Raw genomic sequence first — 23715 nt, 5'->3', positions numbered from 1 at the left:
AATGGAATTTACAGAAGGCGGTGTTACCGCCGCACAGGGCTTTACCGCAGCGGGAATTTACTGCGGAATCCGTAAAAATAAGTCAAAATCCGATCTTGCCATGATTTATTCCAGTGTTCCGTGCACGGTCTCCGCGGTCTATACGCAGAATCTTGTCAAGGGCGCGCCGATTCTGGTCACGCGGAAAAATATAGCCGACGGGAAAGCGCAGGCGGTTATCTGCAATTCGGGCAACGCCAACACCTGCAACGCGGACGGCGAGGAAAAGGCGCAGCGGATGTGTGAAATTGCCGCAAAAGAGCTGGGAATCGCGCCGCAGGACGTTGTAGTAGCGTCCACAGGGGTCATCGGGCAGGTATTGCCGATTGAGCCGATTGAAACCGCGGCACCCGCGCTGGTAAAGGCGCTTTCGCCCACCGGTTCAGAAGCCGCCGCAAAGGCGATTATGACCACGGACACCGAAGTGAAAAATATGGCAGTAAAGCTGACCATTGGCGGTAAAACCGTTAAAATCGGGGGGATCGCGAAGGGCTCCGGCATGATTCATCCGAATATGGCCACCATGCTCTGCTTTTTAACGACGGACGCCGCCATTTCCACTTGTGCGCTGAACGCCGCACTGAAAGAGGCGGTGCATGTCAGCTTCAATATGGTGAGCATCGACGGCGACACCTCCACCAACGACATGACCTCCATCCTTGCCTCCGGTCTGGCCGGAAATGAGGAAATTACGGGAGACGGCGAAGATTACCGCCTGTTTGTCAAAGGGCTGACCGTGCTCTGCACTGCTCTGGCCCGAAAAGTTGCCAAGGACGGAGAAGGCGCCACCAAGCTTCTGGTCTGCCGGGTAACGGGCGGAAGAAGCGAGAAGGACGCGCGGCTGGTCGCGAAAAGCGTGATCTGCTCCAGCCTGTTCAAAGCGGCAATGTTCGGGGCGGACGCAAACTGGGGGCGCGTTTTGTGCGCCATCGGCTACGCGGACGCGGATGTGGACGTCGGCACGGTGGACGTTGCCTTTGAATCCAAGGCGGGCCGCATAGAGGTTTGCAAAAACGGAGCGGGAATTGATTTTGACGAAGAAGAAGCAAAGAAAATCCTGACTCAGGATGAAATCAATGTGGATGTGGCGCTGAACGGCGGCGAGTTTAAAGCCTCCGCGTTCGGCTGCGACCTTACTTATGATTATGTAAAAATCAACGGGGACTACCGAACCTGATGAACGCGGACGGAGGATGGAAGAGGATGGATATTACCAATGCGAACCGGGCGCAGGTTCTGGTGCAGGCTCTGCCGTATATACAGAAATACGCGGGCAAGACGGTCGTTGTAAAATACGGCGGAAACGCCATGGTAAACGAAGATCTGAAAGACGCGGTCATGAGCGATATTGTCCTGATGCAGCTGGTCGGCATCAACGTGGTGCTGGTGCACGGCGGCGGGCCGGAAATCAGCGGAATGCTCAAAAAGATCGGCAAGGAAAGCCGGTTCGTCGACGGGCTGCGCGTCACCGACGCGGAAACCGTGGATGTGGTGCAGATGGTTTTGGCGGGCAAGGTCAACAAGGACCTTGTTCAGCTTCTGGAGCGGCACAACGGCCGGGCCATCGGCCTTTGCGGGCTGGACGGCGGAATGATAAAGGCCAAAAAACTCGCGGCACAGGAAGACCTTGGCTTTGTGGGCGAGATTACACAAGTGAACACGGACATTATCTCGCATGCAACGGCAAACGGCTATGTACCCATTGTAGCAACCGTGGCCGGCGGTGAAAACGGGGAAGTCTACAATATTAACGCGGATATTGCCGCGGCCCGTATCGCCGCGGAAATGGGTGCCTTAAAGCTGATCCTGATGACGGATATCAAAGGGCTTCTCGCCGATAAAGATGACGAAAACACCCTGATTCCGGTTGTAAACGTCAGCGATGTGCCAAAGCTGCAGAATCAGGGAATCATCAGCGGGGGAATGATCCCGAAAATCGACTGCTGTGTGGAAGCGGTCCGGCGGGGCGTAAGCCGCGCGCACATCATTGACGGACGGATTCCGCACTCAATCTTAATCGAACTTTTTTCGGATGAGGGCATCGGCACGATGTTCTGCTGATAAAACAACATAATAGGGGTGAAACAAATGACTTTTGAAGAAATTCAGGAACAGGACCGGAAGTATCTCATGCAGACCTACGGGCGGTTTCCCGTGGCGCTGGTTTCCGGCCACGGAGCAACCGCGGTGGACTGCAACGGAAAAGAGTACATTGATTTTACAAGCGGAATCGGCGTGAACTCGCTTGGCTACTGTGACGAACGATGGACGCAGGCGGTAGCGAAGCAGGCAGCTACCTTGCAGCATACCTCCAATTTATACTATCAGCCCATGCAGACAAAGCTGGCGGAAAAGCTTTGCACCCTGACGGGATTTTCAAAGGTCTTTTTCGGCAATTCCGGCGCGGAGGCAAACGAATGTGCCGTGAAGGTGGCCAGAAAGTACGCCGCGGACAAATACGGGAAAAACCGGTGCTGGATTGTCACCCTGCAGAATTCGTTCCACGGGCGGACTCTTACCACACTGGCCGCAACCGGGCAGGATTCGTTCCATGAAAAATTCACTCCGCTGACAGAGGGCTTTTCCTACGCGGGTACCAATATGGACAGCGTAAAGGAAAATGTTACAAAGGACACCTGTGCCGTGATGATTGAACTGGTGCAGGGCGAGGGCGGCGTACTGCCGCTGCAGGCCGGTTTTGTAAAGGAGCTTTCCGCGTTCTGCGCAGAACGCGACATTCTGCTCCTTGTTGACGAGGTACAGACCGGGGTTGGCCGTACGGGAAAGCTTTACTGTTTCCAGAATTACGGAATCATGCCGGACATTCTGACCAGCGCGAAGGGACTCGGCGGCGGACTGCCAATCGGCGCGTGCCTTTGCGGGGAGCGCCTTGGAACGGTGATGGACGCGGGCTCGCACGGCTCCACCTTCGGCGGCAACCCGGTTGTCTGCGCGGGTGCGCTCGCGGTGCTGGACGTGGTCGGGAACGAGGACTTTTTACAGGAAGTCGGGAAAAAAGGCGCGTACCTGACACAGAAGCTTTCCGCTATGGAAGGGATTGAACTTGTCCGTGGAATGGGCATGATGCTCGGCGCGAAGCTGAAGAACAAAACCGCAAAAGAAATTGCGCAGAAATGCGCCGAAAACGGCCTTTTGGTTCTGACGGCGAAAGAGATGCTCCGGTTCCTGCCGCCGCTGACCATCATGGTGGAAGACATTGACAAAGGTCTGGCAATTCTTGAAAAAACCATACAGGAAAATTCCTGAACAGAAACCCCATCAAACCATACATCATCTGAATTTTAGGAGGGCAACCATGAAACATCTGCTGAAACTGCTTGATCTGACCAGCGAAGACATCACTTCCATTTTAAACCTCGCCGACCAGCTCAAATACGAACAGAAGCACGGCATTGAACACCACCACCTGGCGGGCAAAACACTGGGTATGATCTTTGAAAAAGCTTCCACCAGAACGCGTGTTTCCTTTGAAGTCGGTATGTACCAGCTGGGCGGCCTGCCGATCTTCCTTTCCTCAAAGGATCTTCAAATCGGCCGCGGCGAACCGGTACAGGACACCGCCCGGGTGCTTTCCCGCTATTTGGACGGCATTATGATCCGTACCTTCAAGCAGTCGGAGGTGGAGTCGCTGGCACAGAACGGCACCATCCCCATCATCAACGGGCTGACCGACTTTTCCCATCCGTGTCAGGTGCTGGCCGACCTGATGACCATCCGCGAGTACAAGGGCAGCCTTGACGGCCTGAAGCTGTGCTATATTGGCGACGGCAACAATATGATGAATTCGCTGATCGTGGGCGGCCTGAAAATGAAGATGGAAGTCGCCGTCGCCTGCCCGACGGAATACAAACCGAGCGCCGCCGTGCTTGACTTTGCTGTGACTCATCCGGCGTTCAGCATGACCACCGATCCGAAGGAAGCCGCTAAAGGCGCCGACGTGGTGATTACCGACGTGTGGGCCTCCATGGGTCAGGAAGCGGAAGCACAGAAACGCCGCGATGCGTTTAAGGGCTTCCAGATCAATGACGATGTGATGTCCGCCGCCAAGAGCGACGCAATCGTCCAGCACTGTCTGCCCGCGCACCGCGGCGAAGAGATCACTGCGGAAATGTTTGAAAAACACTCGAAAGAAATCTTTGATGAGGCTGAAAACCGTCTGCACGCGCAGAAAGCCGTCCTGGTCAGCCTGATGGGCGGAAAATAAAGTTACTTGGTCAGAATGCCGTTGTCGGAGGTCTGCAGAATCAAAATCTGTTCCTCCATCCCGGTGGTTGCGTTAATATAGACCAGAACCCGCTCGTTATTCTGTCCGCTGCATAAAAATTCATAGGTGAGCACTTCGCTCAAACCGGGGGTTGGAATCAAAGCCAGCCCTCTTTTTTGTACCGTGAGCTTTTTACTGACGGATGCCTGTGCCTGATCGGCGGTGATTTTTGCCTGAATCGTCCGGTCGTGATGATTCATAATATAGCCGGTAGAATTGAAGAGCAAAATTTCTCCGTTGTCCAGCGCGACAGAGACCTTAATTAAATCCGGATAGTAGATAACATCGTTTTTATAGTAGGCGTAGTTGATGGTGCAGATTCCGTCGTTGATGACGTAGTACGTCTGCTTCATGTCGGAAATGCCCCTGCCCTGCAGAAAACTGGCGGATTTTTTGGAAGCGTCCTCATAGCTGAGGTTTTCGGCGGTCACATCGCGGGAATTTTCCATGCTGGAGATAAATCCGCCAGCTTTTGTCACACAGATGCGGATACTGCCGTTGTTTGCGGTAAAATTATAAGTGGGCAGACCGCCCGCCGTGTCCTGTGTGTGCTGCAGCTTGTCCTGTGTAACGCCCAGAAACTCCGCCGCAATGTTCTGCGCGTTGCCTTGGGCAATCTGGGGGCGGCCTTCCGTCAGCTTAGGCTTCAGCTGGTTGATATGGTCGGAAAACGGGCCGTCGTAAATCAGGGAGGGGAAGTTGGTGAAATCCTCCGCCGTCTTCTTGAATTCATCCGAAAGCTGGTTGGACTCAATATTGGTTTTCACATTCTGCAGGCCGGACTGCAGCGTTTTTGCGTACTGTTCCAGCTCGCTCATCGTCTTGTACTCTTCGTCGCTGATTTTCTGCCCGGCGGAGATTTTGTTGGACAGGGTCATTGAAAAATCCCCTACCTGCGTAACGAACTTTGTCACGTTGTCCAGCGAATGGTCGGTAATCGGCAGAACCGCCAGCGCGGACTTCGCCATGCTGGATTCCCGCATCAGTTTGGCGGCCAGTCCGTTCTGCTGGGTCATCGTATTGGCGTAGGAGGCCTTGTTGAGCGCGATCTCAATGTTGGAAACGCATCCGCTCAAATCACCCATGGCACGCTTGTAGTTGTATTCCAGATTCATTTTATATTTGTTTGCGGAAACATAGCCCATCGCGGTGGTTGCACCGAGCGTTACAATCAGCGCGACCATAGCGACTAGCGTAATCACTCTTTTTTTATTCATATACATTCACCCCATGCCGCTATTTTTCACACATCAGACAGAAATATACGGATTTTTCGCCGCCGGACGCAATACGAATGATATAATAAAAAAAACAATGAGGGGGTATTTTTATGGCAAAACCGATTATCGGCGTAACGCCTCTTTACGATACGGAGCAGGGGCGGCTCTGGATGCGGCCAAACTACTTGCACGCCATTGAGGAATCGGGCGGCGTACCGCTGGTGCTTCCGCTTTCAAGTGATGAGGAGGACATTGCCGCGCTGACCAAACTATGCGACGGCTTCCTGTTTACCGGCGGGCCGGACGTACATCCCGCGCTTTTTAACGAAGAAACGCTGCGGTTTTGCGGCTCCATCGACGTACAGCGCGACCGGTTTGAGATTCTTTTGCTGAATCAGGCCGTGCAGGCCGACAAACCTGTGCTGGGCATCTGCCGCGGGATTCAGCTGATGAACGTGGCGCTTGGCGGCAGCTTGTACCAGGATATTCCCGCTCAGGTCAGCGGACTGCCGGTGGCTCATTATCAGAAGCCGCCCTACGATGTTGCGGTGCACGGAATTACTATAGAAAAGGAAAGTCCTCTCTACGGCATTCTTCACAAGACGAAGATGCTGGTCAACAGCATGCACCATCAGGCGGTAAAAGAGCTGGCGCCTCCGCTTTTGTGCGGGGCAAGTTCTGCGGATGGTCTTGCGGAGTGCCTGTATATGCCGGGACGGCGGTTCTTTATGGGTGTTCAGTGGCACCCGGAGTATCTGTTTGAGCCGGACAGCGACAGCGAGGATCTTTTCCGCGCCTTCCTGAGCGCCGCGGGAAAATGAATCCTGCTTTTACGGGCGGCAGAGCGCGATTTTCTCCGGCATTACTTGCTATTTTGTACGCGTGAAAGTATAATAGGAAATATTGCAGTACCGGTATTTTCATGAGTGAACCGGAAAAATAAGTCGGAGGCATCTATGGATATTCAGAAATTTTACAGTTCGTTGCTGGGGAAAAAAGTTGCGTTCTGCGGCATTGGCGGCAGCAATCTTCCGCTGATTAAAATATTTGCGCGGCACGGGGCGGCGGTAACGGCCCGTGACCGGCGTACGGAGGAAAAGCTGGGTGAAACGGCGGAGGAGCTGAAGAAGCTGGGCGTTTCGCTGAAGCTCGGCGAAGGGTATCTGGAAAATCTGGACGAGGACATCATTTTCCGTACACCCGGCATGAAATATGATCTGCCGGAGCTGAATGCGGCCCGTGGGCGCGGCGCCGCGGTCACCTCTGAAATGGAAGTGTTTTTTGACCTGTGCCCGTGTAAAATTTTTGCGGTGACCGGCAGCGACGGAAAAACCACCACGACCACCATTGTTTCCGAAATGCTGAAAGCCGCCGGCAAAACCGTCCACCTTGGGGGCAATATCGGCAATCCCCTGCTGCCCGAAATTGAGAGCATCGGCCCGGACGACGTGGCGGTGGTGGAGCTTTCCAGCTTCCAGCTGATTTCCATGCGCCGCAGCCCGGATGTCGCAATCGTGACGAACGTTACCCCAAACCATCTGGATATGCATAAAGATATGCAGGAATATATCGACGCCAAAAAGAACATTATCCTGCATCAGAACGCTTTCGGGCGCGCGGTGCTGAACGCGGACTATGAAATCACGACCGGTTTTGCGCAGGACGTCCGCGGCGAACGAATGATGTTCAGCCGGAAGGGCAGATGCGGGAACGGCGCGTGGCTCAACGATCAAAATGAGATCGTCATGTCGCTGAACGGGCAGGATTATAAAGTAATGGACGCCTCGGACATCAAGGTTCCCGGCGGCCACAACATTGAAAATTATCTTGCGGCTGTCTGTGCCCTGTGGGGAACGGTCGGTACCGATATTATGGTTCAGACGGCGCGCGCGTTTTCCGGTGTGGAGCACCGCAACGAATTTGTGCGTGAGCTGGACGGCGTAACATATTATAATGATTCCATCGGGACGACCCCGAGCCGGACGGCAAACGGAACCTTGAAGCTGTTTGACCGCAAAATCATTCTGATTGCCGGCGGCTACGATAAAAAAATTCCGTTCGATTCCTTTGGCCCCGCCGTGGTGGACAGTGTAAAAACGCTGGTGCTGATGGGCGCGACCGCGGACAAAATCGAGGAGAGCGTCAAGGCGGCGCCGAAGTACCGGGAGGGCAGTCCGAAAATCATCCGGGTGCAGTCGCTTCAGGAAGCGGTTCGGACTTGCCGGGCCGAGGCAGTGCCGGGTGATATTGTATCCCTTTCGCCGGCCTGCGCCAGCTTTGACATGTTCCCGAACTATGAAACACGCGGCGAGGAGTTTAAAAAACTGGTGGGGCAGCTGTAGCCGCCCGCCGTTTACATACAGCATGATAGATAAAAGATTGATATCATCAGAAATACAGCAGATAACGGAGTGATATGATGGATGAACTGAAGGGGCTTGTTTTTCGCCTTTGCGCGGCTCCCGGCACACCGGGGAACGAAAACGCAGCGGCAAAAGCGGCGGGAAAGGAGCTTTCCAAATACGCAAAGGCTCATGTTGACAAAATGGGCAACGTGATTGCAAAAATGGGAAAGCTCGGCGCGGAAAAGCATATTCTGCTGGACGCGCATCTGGATCAGATCGGTCTGATCGTTACGAATATTGATAAACACGGATTTCTCCGGGTTGACCGCACCGGCGGTGTTGACCGCCGTGTTCTGCCGGGCAGCCCGGTGACCATTTACGGCAAAGAGGTGCTGACCGGAGTCGTCTGCTGCACACCGCCCCATCTTTCGGACGGCAGCGAGGACAAGCTGGTGTCCGTTGACAAAATGGCGGTGGACGCGGGACTTTCCAAAGCCGAAGCGGAAAAACTGGTGCGCCCCGGCGACCGGATTCTGCTTCATGCCGCGCCGAAGAGCCTTCTGGGCACGCGGGTGACCGCTCCCGGACTGGACGACCGGGCGGGCGTTGCCGTACTGATCCGCTGCGCGCAGCTGCTTGCCGGTTGTGAACTTAACTGCGAAGTGACCGTCCTTCTGAGCAGCCGGGAGGAAGTCGGCGGGCAGGGTGCGGTCACAGGCGCCTATTCCGTCAATCCGACCCACGCGGTGATCGTGGACGTCAGCTTTGCCGAACAGCCGAACGTGCTGCCCGAAAAATGCGGGAAGCTGGGCGGCGGGCCGATGATCGGGGTTGCGCCGATTTTAAACAGAAGTATGATCGACGGGATGATTGAAACGGCAAAGAAAAACCACATTCCCTACAAGCTGGATGTGATGGGCGGCTCAACGGGCACCAATTCCGACGAGATTGCCATCACGCGAAAGGGCGTAAAAGCGGAGCTGATCTCTATTCCGCTCCGGTACATGCACACGCCGGTAGAAGTCATCGACCTCAAAGACGTGGAGCATACCGCAAGACTCATTGCGGAATACATCAAGGGGGTGGAGTAATGGCTGACTGGAAGCTTTTGGAGCGTCTGTGCACGGCGCGCGGGATTTCCGGGAATGAGGACGAGGTAAGAAATCTGATTCTTGGTGAAATCGAGCCGTACGCCACCAGTGTGGAAATTACCCCGCTCGGCAGTATTATCGCGTTTAAAAAAGGGGAAAGACGCCCCAAGACCAAACTGATGCTGAACGCGCACATGGATGAGGTCGGCATGATTGTGACCGATATTACGGATGGCGGATTGCTGAAATTCGCCACGGTCGGCGGCATTGACCGCCGGGTGCTCTGCGGCATTCCGGTTACCGTGGGCAAGAATGTCGGCGGGGTCGTCGGCGCGAAGCCGATTCATCTTCTGGAAGAGGACGAAAAGGAGAAATCCGTACCGCTGAAAGATTTATATATTGATATCGGCGCTGAAAACCGTGAGGAAGCGGAGAGCCATGTAATGCCGGGCGATCCGGTCACCTTCGACTCCGTTTTTGACACCTCCCACGGAATGCTCAAGAGCCGCGCGCTCGACGACCGTGCCGGATGTGCCATGATGATCGATATGATTCAGGGCGACCTGAAATACGATCTGTACTTTGTGTTTGCCGTACAGGAGGAAACCGGATTGAACGGTTCAAGAACGGCTGCTTTTGCTGTGGAGCCGCAGGCGGCAATCGTGCTGGAAAGCACCACGGCGGCCGATGTGGCGGGCGTGGACAGGGAAAATCAGGTCTGCAATGTCGGCGGCGGCGCGGTGATTTCCTTTATGGACAGACATACGATTTACGATAAGGAATACTATCAGATGGCGTTCAAGGCGGCAAAAAAGGCCGGGGTGAACTGCCAGGCAAAACGGGCGGTCGCGGGCGGAAATGACGCCGGCGCCATCCACGTTTCCCGCGGCGGGGTAAGAACCGTTGCGGTATCTCTTCCGTGCAGGTATCTGCATTCCGCAGTGAGCCTGATTTCACAGGAGGATTTTATTTCCGCGCAGAAGCTTGTTTGTGAGCTTGCGGATATGATAGCTGGCGAGGGATAAAATGATTAAAAAAGTAGAATATGAAGATGCCCTTTCCTCGTTTGGTGCTACGGCGTTCGGCTGCCAGATTCTTTCCGCCGCCGAAGCCTACGGCCTGAACGAACCGTTTGCCCAGTTCTGGGTACAGGAGGGTACCGGCACACTGCTCTGCAAGCTGGATGATGCGTTGATTCTGGACGCGGGCAGCCCGGACTTTGACGAGCTGACGGATTTTATCCGGATGACGGGCGCAAACCGTCTGCTTTGCAGCTCCGCCGCGGCAAAGCAGACAGGATTTCCGGTAACTTCAACCGGGCAGATCATGGTGTATGAAAATGCGGAGCCTGTGCAGGCGCGGTTTTTGTTTGAGAAGAACCCCGGACTGCGCGATATTTACGCGCTTTTGTCTGCCTGTGCCACGGAAAGCTTTACACCGCCGGAGTTTGAGCCGTTTTATATGGACATGTCTCACCGGATTCGGCACGATACCGCCGCTGCCGTTGGAATCCGGCAAGGGGACACTCTGGTTTCCTGCGCGGTGTGCTCCGCGCGGACAAACGAGACGGCCGTGCTGTCCGCAGTCTGCGTTGACCCCGGGCAAAGGTGCAAAGGTTTGGGGCATGAAACGCTTTCCGCGCTCATTTCCCAGCTGCCGGGCAGAAGAATTTTTATTCTGCGGACACAGGACGAAAATGAGGATTTCTACCGCTCCTACGGCTTTACTGCCTGCGGGGAATTTTCAGAAATGAAGATTTGAGGAGAAAGTACCGATGAAAGAAAAGAGATTCAAGGTCATTTATTCGCAGGGGACGGTGGATGTTCAGAGAATCCTGGTTGATACGGAAACCGGAGTTCATTATCTGCAAATCTCCAACGGCTATGCGGGCGGTTTGACTCCGCTTCTGGACCGGGACGGCAGGCCCGTGGTGCGCTTTGTCAGTGACGATAATTAAGTGAGGAAGAAACATGCTTTACCCTTATTTTACAATTGATAAAAAAATCAGAGACGCCGCGGAAAAAGCGTCCCAAATGATTGCGCCGGTTCTGGGAAGAATTGACGACACCACCGATTACAACCAGCAGAAAATGATGGCGGCCTTTAATCAGGCGGGGGTCAGCGAAAGCCATTTTGCGGCTTCCACCGGCTACGGCTACGGCGACCGCGGGCGCGACGCGCTGGACGCGGTTTACGCTGCGGCGCTCGGCGCGCAGGACGCACTCGTCCGCTATAATTTTGTCAGCGGTACCCACGCGCTGACCGTGGCTCTGTTCGGTGTTCTGCGCCCGGACGACGTTATGCTCAGCGTAACGGGGATTCCTTACGATACTCTGCGCGGAGTCATCGGCCTTACCGGCGACGGGAACGGTTCTTTAAAGGAGTTCGGTATCCGGTACGAGCAGCTGGAGCTGAAAGCGGACGGAACACCCGATTATGAGGAAATCGAACGGCGGGTGAACCCGAAAATCAGGATGGTCTATATTCAGCGTTCCCGCGGGTATAGCCTGAGACCCTCCCTCTTTGTGGAGGATATTGAAAAAATAGCGAAGATTGTGAAGGCAAAGGCTCCGGACTGCATCGTGATGGTGGACAACTGCTACGGTGAGTTCGTACAGACTGAGGAACCGGTCAGCCGCGGTGCGGATCTGATGGCGGGTTCTCTGATTAAAAATCCGGGCGGCGGCGTCGCGCCCACCGGGGGATATATTGCCGGACGAAAAGATCTGGTGGAAAGCTGTTCCTACCGTCTGACCACCCCGGGTACCGGCCGTGAAATCGGCGCGACCCTCGGCAATAACCGGGAACTGTTCATGGGTGCGTTCCATGCGCCGCATGTCACCGGCGAGGCGCTGAAAACCGCTTCGTTTACCGCGGCGCTATTCAGCCTTTTCGGATACGACGTTACCCCGAAGTACGACGAGCCGCGCGCCGATATTATCCAGGCTGTGCTGCTGCGCAGGGAAGAGGCGCTCATCGCCTTCTGCAAAGGCGTGCAGAAGGGCGCTCCGGTGGATTCCTTTGTGACTCCGGAGCCGTGGGATATGCCGGGTTACGACTGTAAAGTCATCATGGCCGCGGGCGCGTTTACGCTGGGCGCTTCCATTGAGCTTTCCGCCGACGCCCCCCTGCGCGAGCCTTATGCCGCGTGGATGCAGGGCGGGCTGAATTACCACAGCGGCCGCCTCGGTGCCCTGCTGGCGGCACAGTCCATGCTGGAACAGGGAATTTTGGGAAGATAAAACACTTGCAAATAAGCTATTATTACGGTATAATAGCTTTCGCACGCGGGTGTGGTGGAATTGGCAGACACGCAAGATTTAGGTTCTTGTGGCAATACCGTGCAGGTTCAAGTCCTGTCACCCGCACCAAAATCGGGAATTCGGCTCAACGGGCCGGGTTCCCGGTTTTTCGTTGTGAGCTGGCAGGTGGCGAAGAGCCTGCCGGCGCAATTTGGGGGCGGCACATGGGCCTACCTTTGCGGCGCAGGGAAACAAAGGAACTCGCGGAACGCGCGTTGAGATTACACTACCTTCAAGTCCTGTCACCCGCACCAAAACGGTGGTTTTGGAAAAATCCTACGGTTATTAAAAAATATGAAAAATTCGGTGAATGATTATGGAAAAATGTTTAACGAGTGGAAAAATTACATCGGCAATGTTACGATTTGCAGTTCCAATGATTATTGGAGACTTATTGCAGCAGTTATATAACATTGTAGACACATTGATCGTCGGACAATTCGTGGGTAAAAATGCACTTGCGGCGGTGGGCTCATCGTATACGCTTATGACATTTTTAACTTCAATCCTCATGGGTATGTGCATGGGCAGCGGTACTGTTTTTTCTCTGAATTTCGGAGAAAAAAACGCAGGGCGTCTGAAGAAAAGTATCTATACGTCTTTTTTATTGATTTTCGCATGTACGGTTGCGCTGAATCTTGCGGTATTTTTTTTGATTGACCCGATTATGCATTTTCTTCGCATCCCTGCAGAAATATACAACTTAACGAGGAGTTACCTCTGGATTATCTTTTGGGGAATCGGCGCGACATTTTTATACAACTTTTATGCTTCGCTTTTACGTTCCATAGGAAATTCTGTTACGCCGCTCGTGTTTCTCGGCATTTCGGCAGTATTGAATGTTGGCTTGGATTTACTATTTGTACTTACTTTTCAATGGGGTGTGGCGGGTGCTGCGATTGCCACTGTCATTTCGCAGATTGTGTCCGGTGCCGGAATTATGATATATACACTAATTCGTTATCCGGAATTTCGTATACACAAAAATGAAGAATTTTCAGAACCTGGATTGCTAAAAGAAATATCGCATTTTTCGTTTATGACTTGCATACAGCAATCTATTATGAATTTCGGAATTTTGATGGTTCAAGGACTGATTAACAGTTTTGGAATCATCGTAATGGCGGCGTTTGCGGCTGCCGTGAAAATTGATTCTTTTGCTTATATGCCGCTGCAGGATTTTGGAAATGCCTTTTCGATTTTTATTGCACAGAATTATGGAGCTAACCAATTCAAGCGCATTAAGCGGGGAATTCAGAGCGCATTTATTATCATCGCACTATTCAGTGTGACAATCAGCGCTGTTGTTTGCATTTTTGCAAGGCCGCTTATGTTGATTTTTATACAGCCGCAAGAAACAGAAGTTATGTCTATTGGCATGCAGTACTTGTGGATTGAGGGCGCGTGCTATTTGGGAATTGGATTTCTGTTTTTATTTTACGGATTGTATCGGGCAATACGGAAACCGGGCATGTCGGTGGTATTGACGATTATTTCACTTGGTACCCGTGTTATTCTCGCATACATACTATCTGCGATCCCTGAAATCGGAGTGATTGGCATATGGCTGTCGGTGCCGACAGGATGGTTCTTGGCAGATGCTGTTGGGATGCTATATTATCATAAATTAAAAGCCAAACCAATATTGGAAGTCTTGGCGGCACCTTCAGATTCTGCCGCCCGCACCTAAAGATTGTTTTTGCCTTTTTCTTTCGGAAACAGCTAAATTATTTTGCATTTGAGACGAGATTACTAAATGAAGTCCATTTTTTTCCTGTTCTTTTTGCCAACTTGTTCATGAGGCCAATTATAAAACATCGCGGAAACACATTACAGAAGGAGGATTATCCCGCTGCATCATGACAAGGGAGTAATAGTATGATGAAAAGCATTCGTTTTAAGATCTTCTCTATTTTATTGGTAATTATTGTTTTGCTGAGCGTATCTTTTGGTGTCGCAAGTTCTTTGCTGATTAAATCAGGAACCGATGAGGTTTTCTGGATTGCTATTTTAACTTTGGTGTACTGCCTGATAGGGGCCGTGGTTTCCTTTTGGGCGGGGAATAAAATCGCAAAACCGATTTCCCTTTGTGCGGATCGTTTATATGCGCTGGCACAGGGCGATTTGAACTCTCCGGTGCCGCAGATTCATACAAAGGATGAAACAGGTCGTCTGGCCGACGCGACAGAGGGAATCGTCACAAATCTGCGCGCCATCATCACGGATCTCAGTTCTCTGCTGGAGGGCCTTTCCCGCTCGAATTTTAATGTAGAATTCGAGGCGAAGGACGCGTACTGCGGGGATTTTCTTCCGCTTTCCGACCATATTGAAAAAATTGTGCTGTCTCTGAACGATACCTTAAGCCGGATTAATCAGTCAACCTATATGGTGTCCAATGAATCCGAGCAGGTGTCTTACGGTGCGCAGAATCTGGCACAGGGCGCATCGGAGCAGGCAGCCTCTATTGAGGAGCTGGCCGCGGAGATTCACCATTTGTCCGACAAGGTTAAGGAAAATGCCCTGAATGCCGTTCAGGCTGGCGAATGGGCCAACCAGACGATGGGCGAGGTTGGCCAGTGCAACGAAAAAATGCAAAGTATGGTACAGGCCATGAAACGCATTGAACAGACTTCCTCGCAGATCAGTAATATTGTAAAAGCAATTGAAGATATTGCGTTCCAGACGAATATTCTCGCGCTGAACGCCGCGGTGGAAGCGGCGCGCGCGGGGGAGGCCGGCAAGGGCTTTGCCGTTGTTGCGAACGAGGTACGCACCCTCGCTTCAAAGAGCGCGGAATCCGCCAAGAGCACTTCCGCCCTGATTACGGATTCTCTGAGCGCGGTTTCGGAAGGCTCCAGAATGGTGGACGATGCGCTGGGCGCTTTACAGGCCGTGACCAAGAGTATGGCGGAAACGCAGAGAGAGCATCGGGAAATTGCCGAGGTCACGGAAGAGCAGTCTGCGGCAGTGGATCACTTGACTACCGTCATGGATCAGATTTCGGCAGTGGTGCAGACAAACTCTGCTACGGCGGAGGAAAGCGCGGCGGCCAGCCAGAATCTTTCGGGGCAGGCTCAAATGATGAAATCTCTGGTATCGCAATTCCAGCTTCGTTCCGCTTCGCCCGCATCGGACTAGCTTACAAACGCTGGATTCTGCACAAGAGGGCCAAAAAGATCACAGCGGAGCAGATCGATTCCGTACCCCCATAGACAAAGACATAGGCAGCGCTCCACACCCGGTACGCCGGATGTGGAGCGCTGTTTTCAATTTATCTTACCAAAAGCAGGGGCCGCAGCACCAGCGCCAGCAGCGACAACGACGGAACCAGACCCAACCGCAACGTCTTCTGCACATTTGCACGCACCTCCTTCTCTTTGGACAGTACAGCATATGTTTTCCGGAGGGTGCTTGTCAATATGACCGTCAAAAATTCGGGCAGGGCAGATACCGCGCCGGAATGAGCAAAATCTTCAGGAGAAGTTGTCATTTTAAGCAAAATGATTTATAATGAAAAAAATAATGTCCATCTGTGCGCAGGACTGCACAGCGGGTTCTCTGGAGGAAGTCATGCGGAACAAATACTATAAAGATATCGGGAAAGAAGTTGGCCGAGCCGTGCGCCGAGCCGTACGTTCCGGCAATTTTGAAGAAATAGGCCGGGCGGTGGATGACCGCGTTCGGAAGTTTACCGGTGATGAGGAGGAAATCTTCCATGACCGGAGAGAATCCGGCCGCAGTCAGCCCTATTCCTACGGGCGCCCGTCGGGCTGGGAAACCCAGCCGTCTTACCGGGAACCCGCGGAGTTTTCCGCGTTTCGCAGCAGGATGCCGGGGGGGATTTCCGGCCTTGTTTATGCGATTGTGGGTGCTTCGGTCGGCATCCCGATGCTGATTGCGGATATTGCGGTTTTCATGGTGGGTGTTACCGGATATATGTCTTTGTCTGATTTTGCAGTGGCCTTTTCGGTCCTGCTGCCTATTACGTTAGCCGCGCTGGGGATGATGGGTTACGGAATCGGCCTTCGCCGCCGCGCCCGCCGCTTTGCGCGCTACCGCGAAGCAATGGGGAACGCACTGTTCTGCACGGTGGCCAAACTGGCTGACACAGCCGGTGTTTCGCAGGAGCGAACGAAGAAAGACCTGAAAAAGATGATTACCAGCGGCGCATGTCCGCAGGGACATCTGGACCGTGAGGAAACCTGCTTTATGGTGGACGACAAGACGTATGAAGAGTACCTCGAAGCGGAGAGAGCCTACGAGACGCGCACACAGGCCGCGCACACCGAAGAGCAGAAGAAGCAGGAGGATCCGAAGGAAGCGGAGCTCGCCGCAGTCAGGGAAGAGGGCAACGGATATTTGCGGCAGATCCGCGCCGTCAACGATGCCCTGCCGGGAGAAGTGATTTCTGAAAAGCTGGACCGGCTCGAAAACGTATCCGCCCGGATTTTTTCCTGTGTCGGCAAACATCCGGAAAAGCTGCCGGATATTCGCCGTTTTATTCGTTACTATATGCCCACCACTCTGAAACTGGTGAAATCTTACGAAGAATTTGAAACCCAGCCGGTGCAGGGGGAAAATATCAGCAAAGCAAAGGAAGAGATCGAGCGCGCGCTCGACACGATCAACACAGCGTTTGAAAACCTTCTGGATTCCCTTTTTGCGGATGACGCACTCGACGTTTCCACGGATATTTCCACACTGGAGACGATGCTGAAACAGGAGGGCCTGACCGGCAGCGACTTTGCAAAGTCGACGGAAGAAACCAAACTTTCTTAAAAAACCTGATTAGAAATTGGGATTGGAGGATTATCATGAATCAGAACGAGATCCCCGCTCTTGAGCTTACGCTTGAACCGGTTCCCGAGCAGCCCATTTCCGCGCAGACCATCCTTGCGCAGGCGGCACCCGCACAGGAAACCGCGCCGGAACCTCAGCTCACTCCCGCCGAACAGAAAATGGTGGCTGATTTTGCCGCAAAGATTGACCTGACGAACAGCAACCAAATTCTTCAGTACGGTGTGGGCGCCCAGAAGAAGATTGCGGATTTTTCCGAAGGCGCGCTGGAAAACGTACGCACCAAGGATTTGGGCGAAGTCGGACAGATGCTTTCCGGCGTAGTGGCGGAGCTGAAAAGCTTTGAGGTCGGGGAAGAAGACAAGGGGTTTCTGGCGCGTTTCAAGCGCGGCGGGAACAAAATTATTGCCCTGAAAGCCCGGTACGCCAAGGCGGAAACCAATGTTGACCAGATCTGCGACGCGCTGGAAGCGCATCAGGTTCAGCTTTTAAAGGACATCTCCGTCCTTGACAAAATGTACGAGGTCAATAAGACCTACTTTAAAGAGCTCTCCATGTATCTGCTTGCCGGCAAACAAAGGCTGGAGCAGGTGCGTGCGAACGATCTGCCCGCACTGCAGCAGAAAGCCCAAGCTTCCGGCCTGCCGGAGGACGCGCAGGCGGCGAATGACCTTTCCAATATGTGTAACCGTTTTGAAAAGAAACTGCACGATTTGGATCTGACCCGTGTGGTATCCATTCAGATGGCGCCGCAGCTGCGTCTGGTTCAAAACAACGACCTGATTATGAGCGAAAAAATTCAGTCCACAATTGTCAATACAATTCCTCTTTGGAAAAGTCAAATGGTGCTGGCGCTGGGCGTAGAGCACTCCACACAGGCGGCCAAGGCACAGCGTGAGGTCACGGATATGACCAACGATCTTCTGCGCAAGAACGCCGACACGCTCAAGATGGCGACCATTGAAACACAGAAGGAATCCGAGCGCGGTATTGTGGACATTGAGACACTGAAGCATACCAATGAAACCCTCATTTCCACACTGGACGAGGTCATGCAGATTCAGAAGGACGGCCGCGAAAAGCGCGCGCTGGCCGAGCAGGAACTCAGAAAGCTGGAGACCGACCTGAAGGACAAGCTTCTTCAGCTGCGGTAAAAACGGAGTCTCAATCAAAAAAGGAACCCGGTTCAAAGAACCGGGTTCCTTTTTTGGTGTATTTGGATTTGTTACCGTGCCGGTTTGGTTTTGTTTCCCAGCTCCTTGTGGCTGAAGGGATCCATAAACCGATATTATGAACCATTGGGGGTTACGACAGGGGGAGAATTCCCGTCAGATTATTTCTATATTGGATGGGGGGAGAAAAATTTTGTGAAGCCGTAAAATCACATACAGGGAACCCGGTTTTACGGGTTCCCTTTTTTCGGAGAGGCAGTTACCCGGACAGAAAACAGGGGGAAGAAGCCTTCCACCGGTAATCCGTTCCGGGTGAACAGTCTATCTATGTATGATCATGAAAAGGTGTAAGCGGTTGAACGGCGCGGGGTTACGGATGCAGGGTTACGGGCAGATAACCGGTTAATACCGTCAGCACAATAAAGCTGATGAAAATACCGATCGCCCATTTGGCGCCTTCTTTCTGCCAGTCGCCGATTTCCAGTCCTGTCATCCCCAAAAGCAGATAAATCCACGGGGTGAAGGGGCTTAACAGATGGAAAGCTTGTCCCATCAGGCATGCAACGCCCATCTGGAAGTTGTTGAAACCGTACTGTACGCCTGCGCGGGCCAGTACAGGAACCACGCCGTAAAAGAATGCGTCGTTGGAAAGGAAGAAACCGCCGGGGATGGAGATGAACGAGGTGATAAACGCCCAGTGCGGTCCGAACGAAGCCGGAATAACCTGAATCAGGCTGGCGGCCAGTGCGTCGGCCATACCGGAACCACTGAACAGTCCGGCGAAAACGCCGGCGCCCATTACAACAACAACGGTCATAACCATATCCGCTGAATTGGCACGGATTCTTTCTTTCTGCTGTTCAATCGAAGGATAGTTGACAACAAGAGCAATGACGCTGCCTACCAGGAAGATAAACACCGGCTGGAATACACCGGCAATCAGCAGAACCAAAACGACAAATGTCAGAATTCCGTTGAAAAGCATCATTTTGGGACGTTTGGCGTCATTCTTTTCTTCAGAAGGAGTCATCAGTTCCGTAATGTCCTGATCGGTCAGACTCTGGATTCCCAGACGCTTTCTTTCCTTCAGGCCCAGGTAGTAGCAGACGAACATCATGTATACGATGGCAACCGCCATGCCCGGTGCAAGCGCGTACAGCATTTGCTGCGGGTCAATCCCGTCCAGAACGGACATGACACGGGCCGTTGGACTGCTCCAGGGCAGAATGTTCAAAATGGTGTTCATCAGAACCAGAATCACGCCCAGATAAAGCCGCTTCAGGTTCAGTTTCTTGTAAATCGGAACCAGAGCCGAGCAGCAGATCAGAGTAGTGGTTGTGCCGTCGCCGCTCAGGGAAACGAGTGCTGTGATGATGCCGGTTCCTACGATCACCTTGAGAGGATCTCCTTTGGCAATCTTGATAACGGTTTTGGAAATCGGGTCAAACAAACCGGTATCCAGCATCAGCGAAAAGAACATAATCGCGAAGAACATCATGAAAATGGTGGTCGAGGTTTTTGTCAGACCCTGCTGCACCCAAGTGCCCAAAAGCTTGAGCTGATCGAAATAAGTTACGTCTCCAATGGCTATTTCGGAGGCTTTCGCCGCCGCTTCCCTGTACAGTCCCGTAAACGTTCCTATAAACGTGAAGGACAAAGGGATGAGCACGATTGCTGTAAATGGGTGCATTTTTTTTGTCATAATCATGACCATAAAAAGAATAATCATGACCCATGCTAAAGCAGTAAGCATTTTTTCTCCCCCTAATTTCTGTGCTTTATTTTAAGACAACGAAAAGGCCGTTTCAACTTTCAGTACCGAGCGGGATGAAAAATGATTTCAACTCCTCAAGAAAATCCTCATCCCCTTTTTTCCTCCTTTTCCCTTTTCCATCCAACTCCCGAAAATCAAAGCGCGGAATCTTATTGTGCTTCCGGGCTGCCTTTTGTGCAAGGGTTACAAAGTTTTGTTCAGAAGTCCAGATCGCTTCTGTCCTCTATATTGGTCAAGCCTGAATTGCGCAGCTCCCACGCGATGTGAGCGCTTTCCTCCAGCTCCTCAAGCCCGTAAAAAGCAGAGAACAAATCCGCGGCGCCCACGACGGGGCCATGGTTCTGCAGCAGGTAGCCGCGCCGGTCGTCCAGCACTTGTGAAAACGCCTGAAAGAGTTCCTTGGAACCCGGGGCAGCGTATGCGACAGTCCCGATGTCTCCCACTTTCATACGCAGATACGGCGTATGGTTTGGAATGACATTGCGTTCCCCGGATCGGCAGTAACAGGACCACAGGGTGGCGTAAAAGCTGTGGGTATGAATCACGGCCGCCACGCCGGGATTGTGTTTGTAAAACAGAGTGTGCAGCGGGTACTCTTTGCTGGGCTTGATTCCGTCCAGATGGTTCCCGTCAAGGTCAATGACGGAAAACGATTGCTGCGAAAGGGTACCGAAGCAGGTGCCGGTTCCGCTGATATACACCTTTCCGTCATGCAGAAAGCTCATATTTGCGGTGGAGCCGGATGTCTTTCCGCGCTCGAAAAGACTGTTTGCAATCCAGATTGCGTCATCTATTTTATCTTGCAGTAAGCTCGTCATTTTTCTTCCTCCGCGGTCATTTTCAGCGCTCTCATAAAGAAATCTTTCTGACCGAAATTGCCGGATTTCAAAACCAGGCGAATCTGAGGATGCTGCAGAGGGATCATGACCGGAACGCCCGGCGCAATGCTTTCTCCGATTTGGTAAGCATAGTATCCCAGCGCCTTGGTGACTGCGCCGGAGGTTTCCCCGCCCGCGCAGATCAGCCGGGTGTAGCCCGCTTCTGCGGCTCTGCGCACAAGCTCTGACATGGTGTTTTCAAGAAGAGCGGCCTCGCTGGCGCCGTCCGTTTCTGTTTCCGTTTGTCCGGCGCTTCCCGCGCTGTAAATCAGGACGCTGTCGCGCGGGGATTCCTGTACCTGATTCCAGATACTGTCCACTGTCTGATCGCCGGAAAGCAGCATGCCCGGGCGGACCATAATGCCGAAGCCGCCGTTTTGAAGGTAGTGCCTGACCTGCCCCTGCGTAGCCACCGAGCAGCTTCCCGCAACAATGATCGCGGGGCCTTTGCTGCCGCCCGGCCGTGCCGGCTGCTCCGCCTGGCTGCGGCTGTATTTTTCCGCAATGGGCTGCATCAGACCGGAACCGCCGGTCAAAAGGCGCAGATCACCGAAAACAGATATGATTCTGTCGGCGTCCGTGTCGTTCACAAAGTCCGGTACCAGATAAAAGCGCGGATGATTTTTTGCGAAATCGTCTACTTTACGGCGGATTTCTTCGTCCGTCCCTGCCATATCCTCACTGCCGAGAACCAGACAGGGGTATTTGCTCTGTCCGCTCATCAGGCTGGGAAGGTAGCTGTCCCACATGGGAGTCAGCGGGTGGTTTTTCATGCTGCTTTCGGAAAGCGGCGTTCCATCCACAAACAGAGTACCGTCCTTCACCGTTCTTTTGTTGACCGGCAGGGAAGGGCACAGGACGGTGAAGGGAATCTCGTACCGCTCCAGAACCGCGTCGCAGATCGGACCGATATTGCCGGCGGGAGTGGAATCAAAGGTAGAACAGTACTTCACATACAGCTGCTCCGCCCCTTTGCTTTTGAGCCATTGGGCCGCCTGCAGGGACTGGGAAACCGCTTTGTCCACCTGCTCGGTGCGGGTTTTCAGCGCAATGACCGCGGCGGTCACGCCTTCCGGTATCGGCTGATCACTGTCCGGCACACCGCTGTAAAGGACTGTTTTCATACCGCCCTTGACCAGAAAAGAGGCCGCGTCGCTGGCTCCGGTAAAATCGTCCGCAATACAGCCGAACGTTAATTTTTGTAGCATAGTTTTCCTCCACATAGAAGTCGGGTTTCAAGCGTTTATTTTAAAAGGTTTACGGCTGCTTCCACCGCGCTTTTGGGACTGGTCCAAAGCTTTGCGTGCTTCATGGCGACCCCCTGTGCGGCTCTTGCCATACTGATCTGTGCCAGTACAACATGGTCGTAGGAAGCGTCCAGCTCCGCGATTTTTTCACGGATAACCCGGTCGTGTGTCTCCATGTCGGAAACCTGGGCGGCTTTAAACGCCTCCGGCACCACATACATGTCCACCGACTCCGCTCTTCCATTTAAGCGCTGATACTTGAAAAATACGGATCTGGTGGTATCGACCGTACCGGTGAACGTACAGATGATCGCCGTCTTTCCGCCTTCCTTTGCCACCCCGTCCAGCATGGCGCCGTCCGGGCAGATGATGGGAACGGAAAGCAGCTCCGAGAATTTTTCCACGTACGGTGAAAAAATTGTGCAGGTCATGATGATGCACTGGGCGCCGTCCGCGCAGGCCTTTACCAGCATGTCAAACATGCGCCCCATGGATTCGTCCGTAATCACGCCGTTGTCCTTTCCCACCTTTTCCAGCAGATAGCTGTCCAGATAGTTGACGACATGAACGTCGGGATTCGTTTTGGTCATATAGTCCACAATGGGATTTACTGCGTTCAGCGTGACGCTGACCAGTGCAATTCTTTTCATTTCCGGTACCTCTTTTTTCTGATTTTCACTGTTTTAGATTTGCCCGCTGAGGCGCGTCAGATTTTTGATGGATGTTTCGGCGGCCTCTTCGCTGTTTGGGCTTTGCTTGATCTCCATTGAAAAAAACCCGCCGTAACAAATATCGCTGAAAGCCTTCAGTACAGCGCCGAAATCGATCCTTCCGCAGCCGGGCGCTTTTCTGTCGGAGTCTGACAGATGCACAAAACCGATTTGTCCGTTTGCCCTGCGGATGCTGTCAAACTGATCTTTTTCAGTCAGATCCATATGAAAGGTGTCCACCAGCAATTTCAGCCGTTTGCTGTTCATTTCTTTCAGCCACTCAAGGGATTCGTCAATGGTATTCAGATTATTTACGTTGTCATATTTCTGAGGCTCCATGACAAGGGAACCCCCGGTTTTCTCGCAGTGTTCGCAAAGCTTCCGGAAAATTTCATCTCTTCGTTCGGCTGTACGGCCGGTTCCCTCCTGTAGGTTGCCCCTGAGCTTTCCAATGCCCACGGGGGCGTGAAAACGGGAAGCGAGATCGACCATCCGAACGGTGCGCCGAAAGGTTTCTGCCCGGATTTCGTCATTTTCGGAGAGCAGATCGAGTTTGTCCTGTGCAAGCATCGGGCTTGTTCCGAAGGAAACCGCGGTCAGCCCTCTTTTGGAGAGCGCGATTTCCAGCCGGGAAGCATCCAGTTCGTCGGCGTCTCTCACCAGCAGCTCCACGCCGGTGTATCCGGCCTGCCGAATAAAATCTAGGTTCGTTTCAAAAGGTCCGGTAAAACCCATAAGCGGCACGCTGCTGTCAGGAGTCGCGACAGGATAGGCAAGATTCATTTTTTTCACCTGTTTTCTTTCATGGTATCCGTTGGCCCGTATTCAGCATCCGGGGCCCGTGCAGAAGGCTCC

22 protein-coding genes and 1 tRNA gene are annotated in these 23715 nt (G+C 53.1%); 16 read left to right on the top strand and 7 right to left on the bottom strand.

Annotation, left to right across the window (positions count from 1 at the left end):
- The first annotated feature begins 1 nt into the window (after position 1).
- From argJ to argF, 4 genes are read left to right on the top strand one after another with little or no spacing between them, the layout of a single operon-like run.
- The gene (gene argJ, locus J5W02_RS07740) at positions 2-1216 is read left to right on the top strand and encodes a bifunctional glutamate N-acetyltransferase/amino-acid acetyltransferase ArgJ (RefSeq protein ID WP_219965091.1); all 1215 of its coding nucleotides are present in this window, start codon (positions 2-4) and stop codon (positions 1214-1216) included.
- A 26-nt stretch (positions 1217-1242) separates the two neighbouring features.
- A complete protein-coding gene (gene argB, locus J5W02_RS07735) occupies positions 1243-2100 on the top strand; it encodes an acetylglutamate kinase (RefSeq protein WP_219965090.1) in 858 nt (285 codons plus the stop codon).
- A 27-nt stretch (positions 2101-2127) separates the two neighbouring features.
- The gene (locus J5W02_RS07730; protein WP_219965089.1) at positions 2128-3306 is read left to right on the top strand and encodes an aspartate aminotransferase family protein; all 1179 of its coding nucleotides are present in this window, start codon (positions 2128-2130) and stop codon (positions 3304-3306) included.
- 49 nt (positions 3307-3355) lie between these two features.
- Positions 3356-4264 (top strand): ornithine carbamoyltransferase, encoded by a 909-nt coding sequence (gene argF, locus J5W02_RS07725; protein WP_219965088.1) that lies wholly within the window; start codon positions 3356-3358, stop codon positions 4262-4264.
- Between the two features lie 2 nt (positions 4265-4266).
- Here argF and ypeB read toward each other — a convergent pair whose 3' ends face one another.
- The gene (gene ypeB, locus J5W02_RS07720) at positions 4267-5541 is read right to left on the bottom strand and encodes a germination protein YpeB (protein WP_219965087.1); all 1275 of its coding nucleotides are present in this window, start codon (positions 5539-5541) and stop codon (positions 4267-4269) included.
- A gap of 113 nt (positions 5542-5654) precedes the next feature.
- Between ypeB and J5W02_RS07715 the strand changes: the two genes are divergently transcribed.
- The 10 genes from J5W02_RS07715 (at position 5655) to J5W02_RS07670 (ending at position 15420) form a co-directional block, all read left to right on the top strand.
- The gene (locus J5W02_RS07715) at positions 5655-6365 is read left to right on the top strand and encodes a gamma-glutamyl-gamma-aminobutyrate hydrolase family protein (RefSeq protein ID WP_219965086.1); all 711 of its coding nucleotides are present in this window, start codon (positions 5655-5657) and stop codon (positions 6363-6365) included.
- A 135-nt stretch (positions 6366-6500) separates the two neighbouring features.
- Positions 6501-7886, top strand: coding sequence for a UDP-N-acetylmuramoyl-L-alanine--D-glutamate ligase (gene murD / locus J5W02_RS07710; protein WP_219965085.1), 1386 nt, complete (start codon positions 6501-6503; stop codon positions 7884-7886).
- A 74-nt stretch (positions 7887-7960) separates the two neighbouring features.
- Positions 7961-8980: a zinc-binding metallopeptidase family protein gene (locus J5W02_RS07705; protein WP_255575620.1), complete on the top strand. Its 1020-nt coding sequence runs from the start codon at positions 7961-7963 to the stop codon at positions 8978-8980.
- Positions 8980-10005, top strand: coding sequence for a M42 family metallopeptidase (locus J5W02_RS07700; RefSeq protein WP_219965084.1), 1026 nt, complete (start codon positions 8980-8982; stop codon positions 10003-10005). The genes J5W02_RS07705 and J5W02_RS07700 overlap by 1 nt, the downstream gene beginning before the upstream one ends.
- Position 10006: 1 nt before the next feature.
- Positions 10007-10741 carry a GNAT family N-acetyltransferase gene (locus tag J5W02_RS07695; RefSeq protein ID WP_219965083.1) on the top strand — a complete coding sequence of 245 codons (735 nt, stop codon included), beginning with the start codon at positions 10007-10009 and terminating at the stop codon, positions 10739-10741.
- A gap of 13 nt (positions 10742-10754) precedes the next feature.
- A complete protein-coding gene (locus J5W02_RS07690; protein ID WP_219965082.1) occupies positions 10755-10937 on the top strand; it encodes a DUF6440 family protein in 183 nt (60 codons plus the stop codon).
- Positions 10938-10950: 13 nt separating this feature from the next.
- Entirely contained in the window at positions 10951-12222 is a 1272-nt protein-coding gene (locus J5W02_RS07685; RefSeq protein ID WP_219965081.1) for a methionine gamma-lyase family protein, read from the top strand.
- Between the two features lie 45 nt (positions 12223-12267).
- Positions 12268-12351, top strand: a tRNA-Leu gene (locus tag J5W02_RS07680).
- Between the two features lie 247 nt (positions 12352-12598).
- Positions 12599-13972, top strand: a complete 1374-nt coding sequence (locus tag J5W02_RS07675; protein ID WP_219965080.1) for an MATE family efflux transporter — start codon at positions 12599-12601, stop codon at positions 13970-13972.
- Positions 13973-14160: 188 nt separating this feature from the next.
- Positions 14161-15420, top strand: a complete 1260-nt coding sequence (locus tag J5W02_RS07670) for a methyl-accepting chemotaxis protein (protein WP_219965079.1) — start codon at positions 14161-14163, stop codon at positions 15418-15420.
- Between the two features lie 133 nt (positions 15421-15553).
- Here J5W02_RS07670 and J5W02_RS07665 read toward each other — a convergent pair whose 3' ends face one another.
- Positions 15554-15781, bottom strand: coding sequence for a hypothetical protein (locus tag J5W02_RS07665; RefSeq protein WP_219965078.1), 228 nt, complete (start codon positions 15779-15781; stop codon positions 15554-15556).
- An 11-nt stretch (positions 15782-15792) separates the two neighbouring features.
- On the opposite strand from J5W02_RS07665, the gene J5W02_RS07660 reads away from it, so the two are divergent.
- Positions 15793-17061 (top strand): 5-bromo-4-chloroindolyl phosphate hydrolysis family protein, encoded by a 1269-nt coding sequence (locus tag J5W02_RS07660; protein WP_219965077.1) that lies wholly within the window; start codon positions 15793-15795, stop codon positions 17059-17061.
- 35 nt (positions 17062-17096) lie between these two features.
- Positions 17097-18233, top strand: coding sequence for a toxic anion resistance protein (locus J5W02_RS07655; RefSeq protein ID WP_219965076.1), 1137 nt, complete (start codon positions 17097-17099; stop codon positions 18231-18233).
- Positions 18234-18621: 388 nt separating this feature from the next.
- On the opposite strand, the gene J5W02_RS07650 is transcribed toward J5W02_RS07655, so the two are convergent.
- The 5 genes from J5W02_RS07650 to J5W02_RS07630 all read right to left on the bottom strand — a co-directional run bounded on the left by J5W02_RS07650 (position 18622) and on the right by J5W02_RS07630 (position 23643).
- Complete coding sequence (locus tag J5W02_RS07650) at positions 18622-20004, bottom strand: CitMHS family transporter (RefSeq protein ID WP_219965075.1); 1383 nt, start codon at positions 20002-20004, stop codon at positions 18622-18624.
- Between the two features lie 218 nt (positions 20005-20222).
- Complete coding sequence (locus J5W02_RS07645; RefSeq protein WP_219965074.1) at positions 20223-20843, bottom strand: class II aldolase/adducin family protein; 621 nt, start codon at positions 20841-20843, stop codon at positions 20223-20225.
- The gene (otnK, locus tag J5W02_RS07640) at positions 20840-22111 is read right to left on the bottom strand and encodes a 3-oxo-tetronate kinase (RefSeq protein ID WP_219965073.1); all 1272 of its coding nucleotides are present in this window, start codon (positions 22109-22111) and stop codon (positions 20840-20842) included. Before otnK ends, J5W02_RS07645 begins: the two co-directional genes overlap by 4 nt.
- Before the next feature lie 35 nt (positions 22112-22146).
- Complete coding sequence (locus J5W02_RS07635) at positions 22147-22800, bottom strand: aspartate/glutamate racemase family protein (RefSeq protein WP_219965072.1); 654 nt, start codon at positions 22798-22800, stop codon at positions 22147-22149.
- 33 nt (positions 22801-22833) lie between these two features.
- The gene (locus tag J5W02_RS07630) at positions 22834-23643 is read right to left on the bottom strand and encodes a sugar phosphate isomerase/epimerase family protein (protein WP_255575652.1); all 810 of its coding nucleotides are present in this window, start codon (positions 23641-23643) and stop codon (positions 22834-22836) included.
- Positions 23644-23715 lie beyond the last annotated feature (72 nt).

The organism is Caproiciproducens faecalis (assembly GCF_019448085.1).
Taxonomy (GTDB): Bacteria; Bacillota; Clostridia; order Oscillospirales; family Acutalibacteraceae; genus Caproiciproducens; species Caproiciproducens faecalis.
This window is presented reverse-complemented; position numbering and strand designations above follow the sequence as displayed.

Coding starts and splice junctions, on each gene's coding strand:
- J5W02_RS07715 (WP_219965086.1), top strand. CDS start 5,655: ATGGCAAAACCGATTATCGGCGTAACGCCTCTTTACGATACGGAGCAG.
- J5W02_RS07630 (WP_255575652.1), bottom strand. CDS start 23,643: ATGAATCTTGCCTATCCTGTCGCGACTCCTGACAGCAGCGTGCCGCTT.
- J5W02_RS07670 (WP_219965079.1), top strand. CDS start 14,161: ATGATGAAAAGCATTCGTTTTAAGATCTTCTCTATTTTATTGGTAATT.
- J5W02_RS07660 (WP_219965077.1), top strand. CDS start 15,793: ATGAAAAAAATAATGTCCATCTGTGCGCAGGACTGCACAGCGGGTTCT.
- argF (WP_219965088.1), top strand. CDS start 3,356: ATGAAACATCTGCTGAAACTGCTTGATCTGACCAGCGAAGACATCACT.
- J5W02_RS07685 (WP_219965081.1), top strand. CDS start 10,951: ATGCTTTACCCTTATTTTACAATTGATAAAAAAATCAGAGACGCCGCG.
- J5W02_RS07655 (WP_219965076.1), top strand. CDS start 17,097: ATGAATCAGAACGAGATCCCCGCTCTTGAGCTTACGCTTGAACCGGTT.
- argB (WP_219965090.1), top strand. CDS start 1,243: ATGGATATTACCAATGCGAACCGGGCGCAGGTTCTGGTGCAGGCTCTG.
- J5W02_RS07650 (WP_219965075.1), bottom strand. CDS start 20,004: ATGCTTACTGCTTTAGCATGGGTCATGATTATTCTTTTTATGGTCATG.
- J5W02_RS07695 (WP_219965083.1), top strand. CDS start 10,007: ATGATTAAAAAAGTAGAATATGAAGATGCCCTTTCCTCGTTTGGTGCT.
- J5W02_RS07705 (WP_255575620.1), top strand. CDS start 7,961: ATGATGGATGAACTGAAGGGGCTTGTTTTTCGCCTTTGCGCGGCTCCC.
- murD (WP_219965085.1), top strand. CDS start 6,501: ATGGATATTCAGAAATTTTACAGTTCGTTGCTGGGGAAAAAAGTTGCG.
- J5W02_RS07730 (WP_219965089.1), top strand. CDS start 2,128: ATGACTTTTGAAGAAATTCAGGAACAGGACCGGAAGTATCTCATGCAG.
- otnK (WP_219965073.1), bottom strand. CDS start 22,111: ATGCTACAAAAATTAACGTTCGGCTGTATTGCGGACGATTTTACCGGA.
- J5W02_RS07645 (WP_219965074.1), bottom strand. CDS start 20,843: ATGACGAGCTTACTGCAAGATAAAATAGATGACGCAATCTGGATTGCA.
- J5W02_RS07635 (WP_219965072.1), bottom strand. CDS start 22,800: ATGAAAAGAATTGCACTGGTCAGCGTCACGCTGAACGCAGTAAATCCC.
- J5W02_RS07675 (WP_219965080.1), top strand. CDS start 12,599: ATGGAAAAATGTTTAACGAGTGGAAAAATTACATCGGCAATGTTACGA.
- J5W02_RS07690 (WP_219965082.1), top strand. CDS start 10,755: ATGAAAGAAAAGAGATTCAAGGTCATTTATTCGCAGGGGACGGTGGAT.
- J5W02_RS07700 (WP_219965084.1), top strand. CDS start 8,980: ATGGCTGACTGGAAGCTTTTGGAGCGTCTGTGCACGGCGCGCGGGATT.
- ypeB (WP_219965087.1), bottom strand. CDS start 5,541: ATGAATAAAAAAAGAGTGATTACGCTAGTCGCTATGGTCGCGCTGATT.
- argJ (WP_219965091.1), top strand. CDS start 2: ATGGAATTTACAGAAGGCGGTGTTACCGCCGCACAGGGCTTTACCGCA.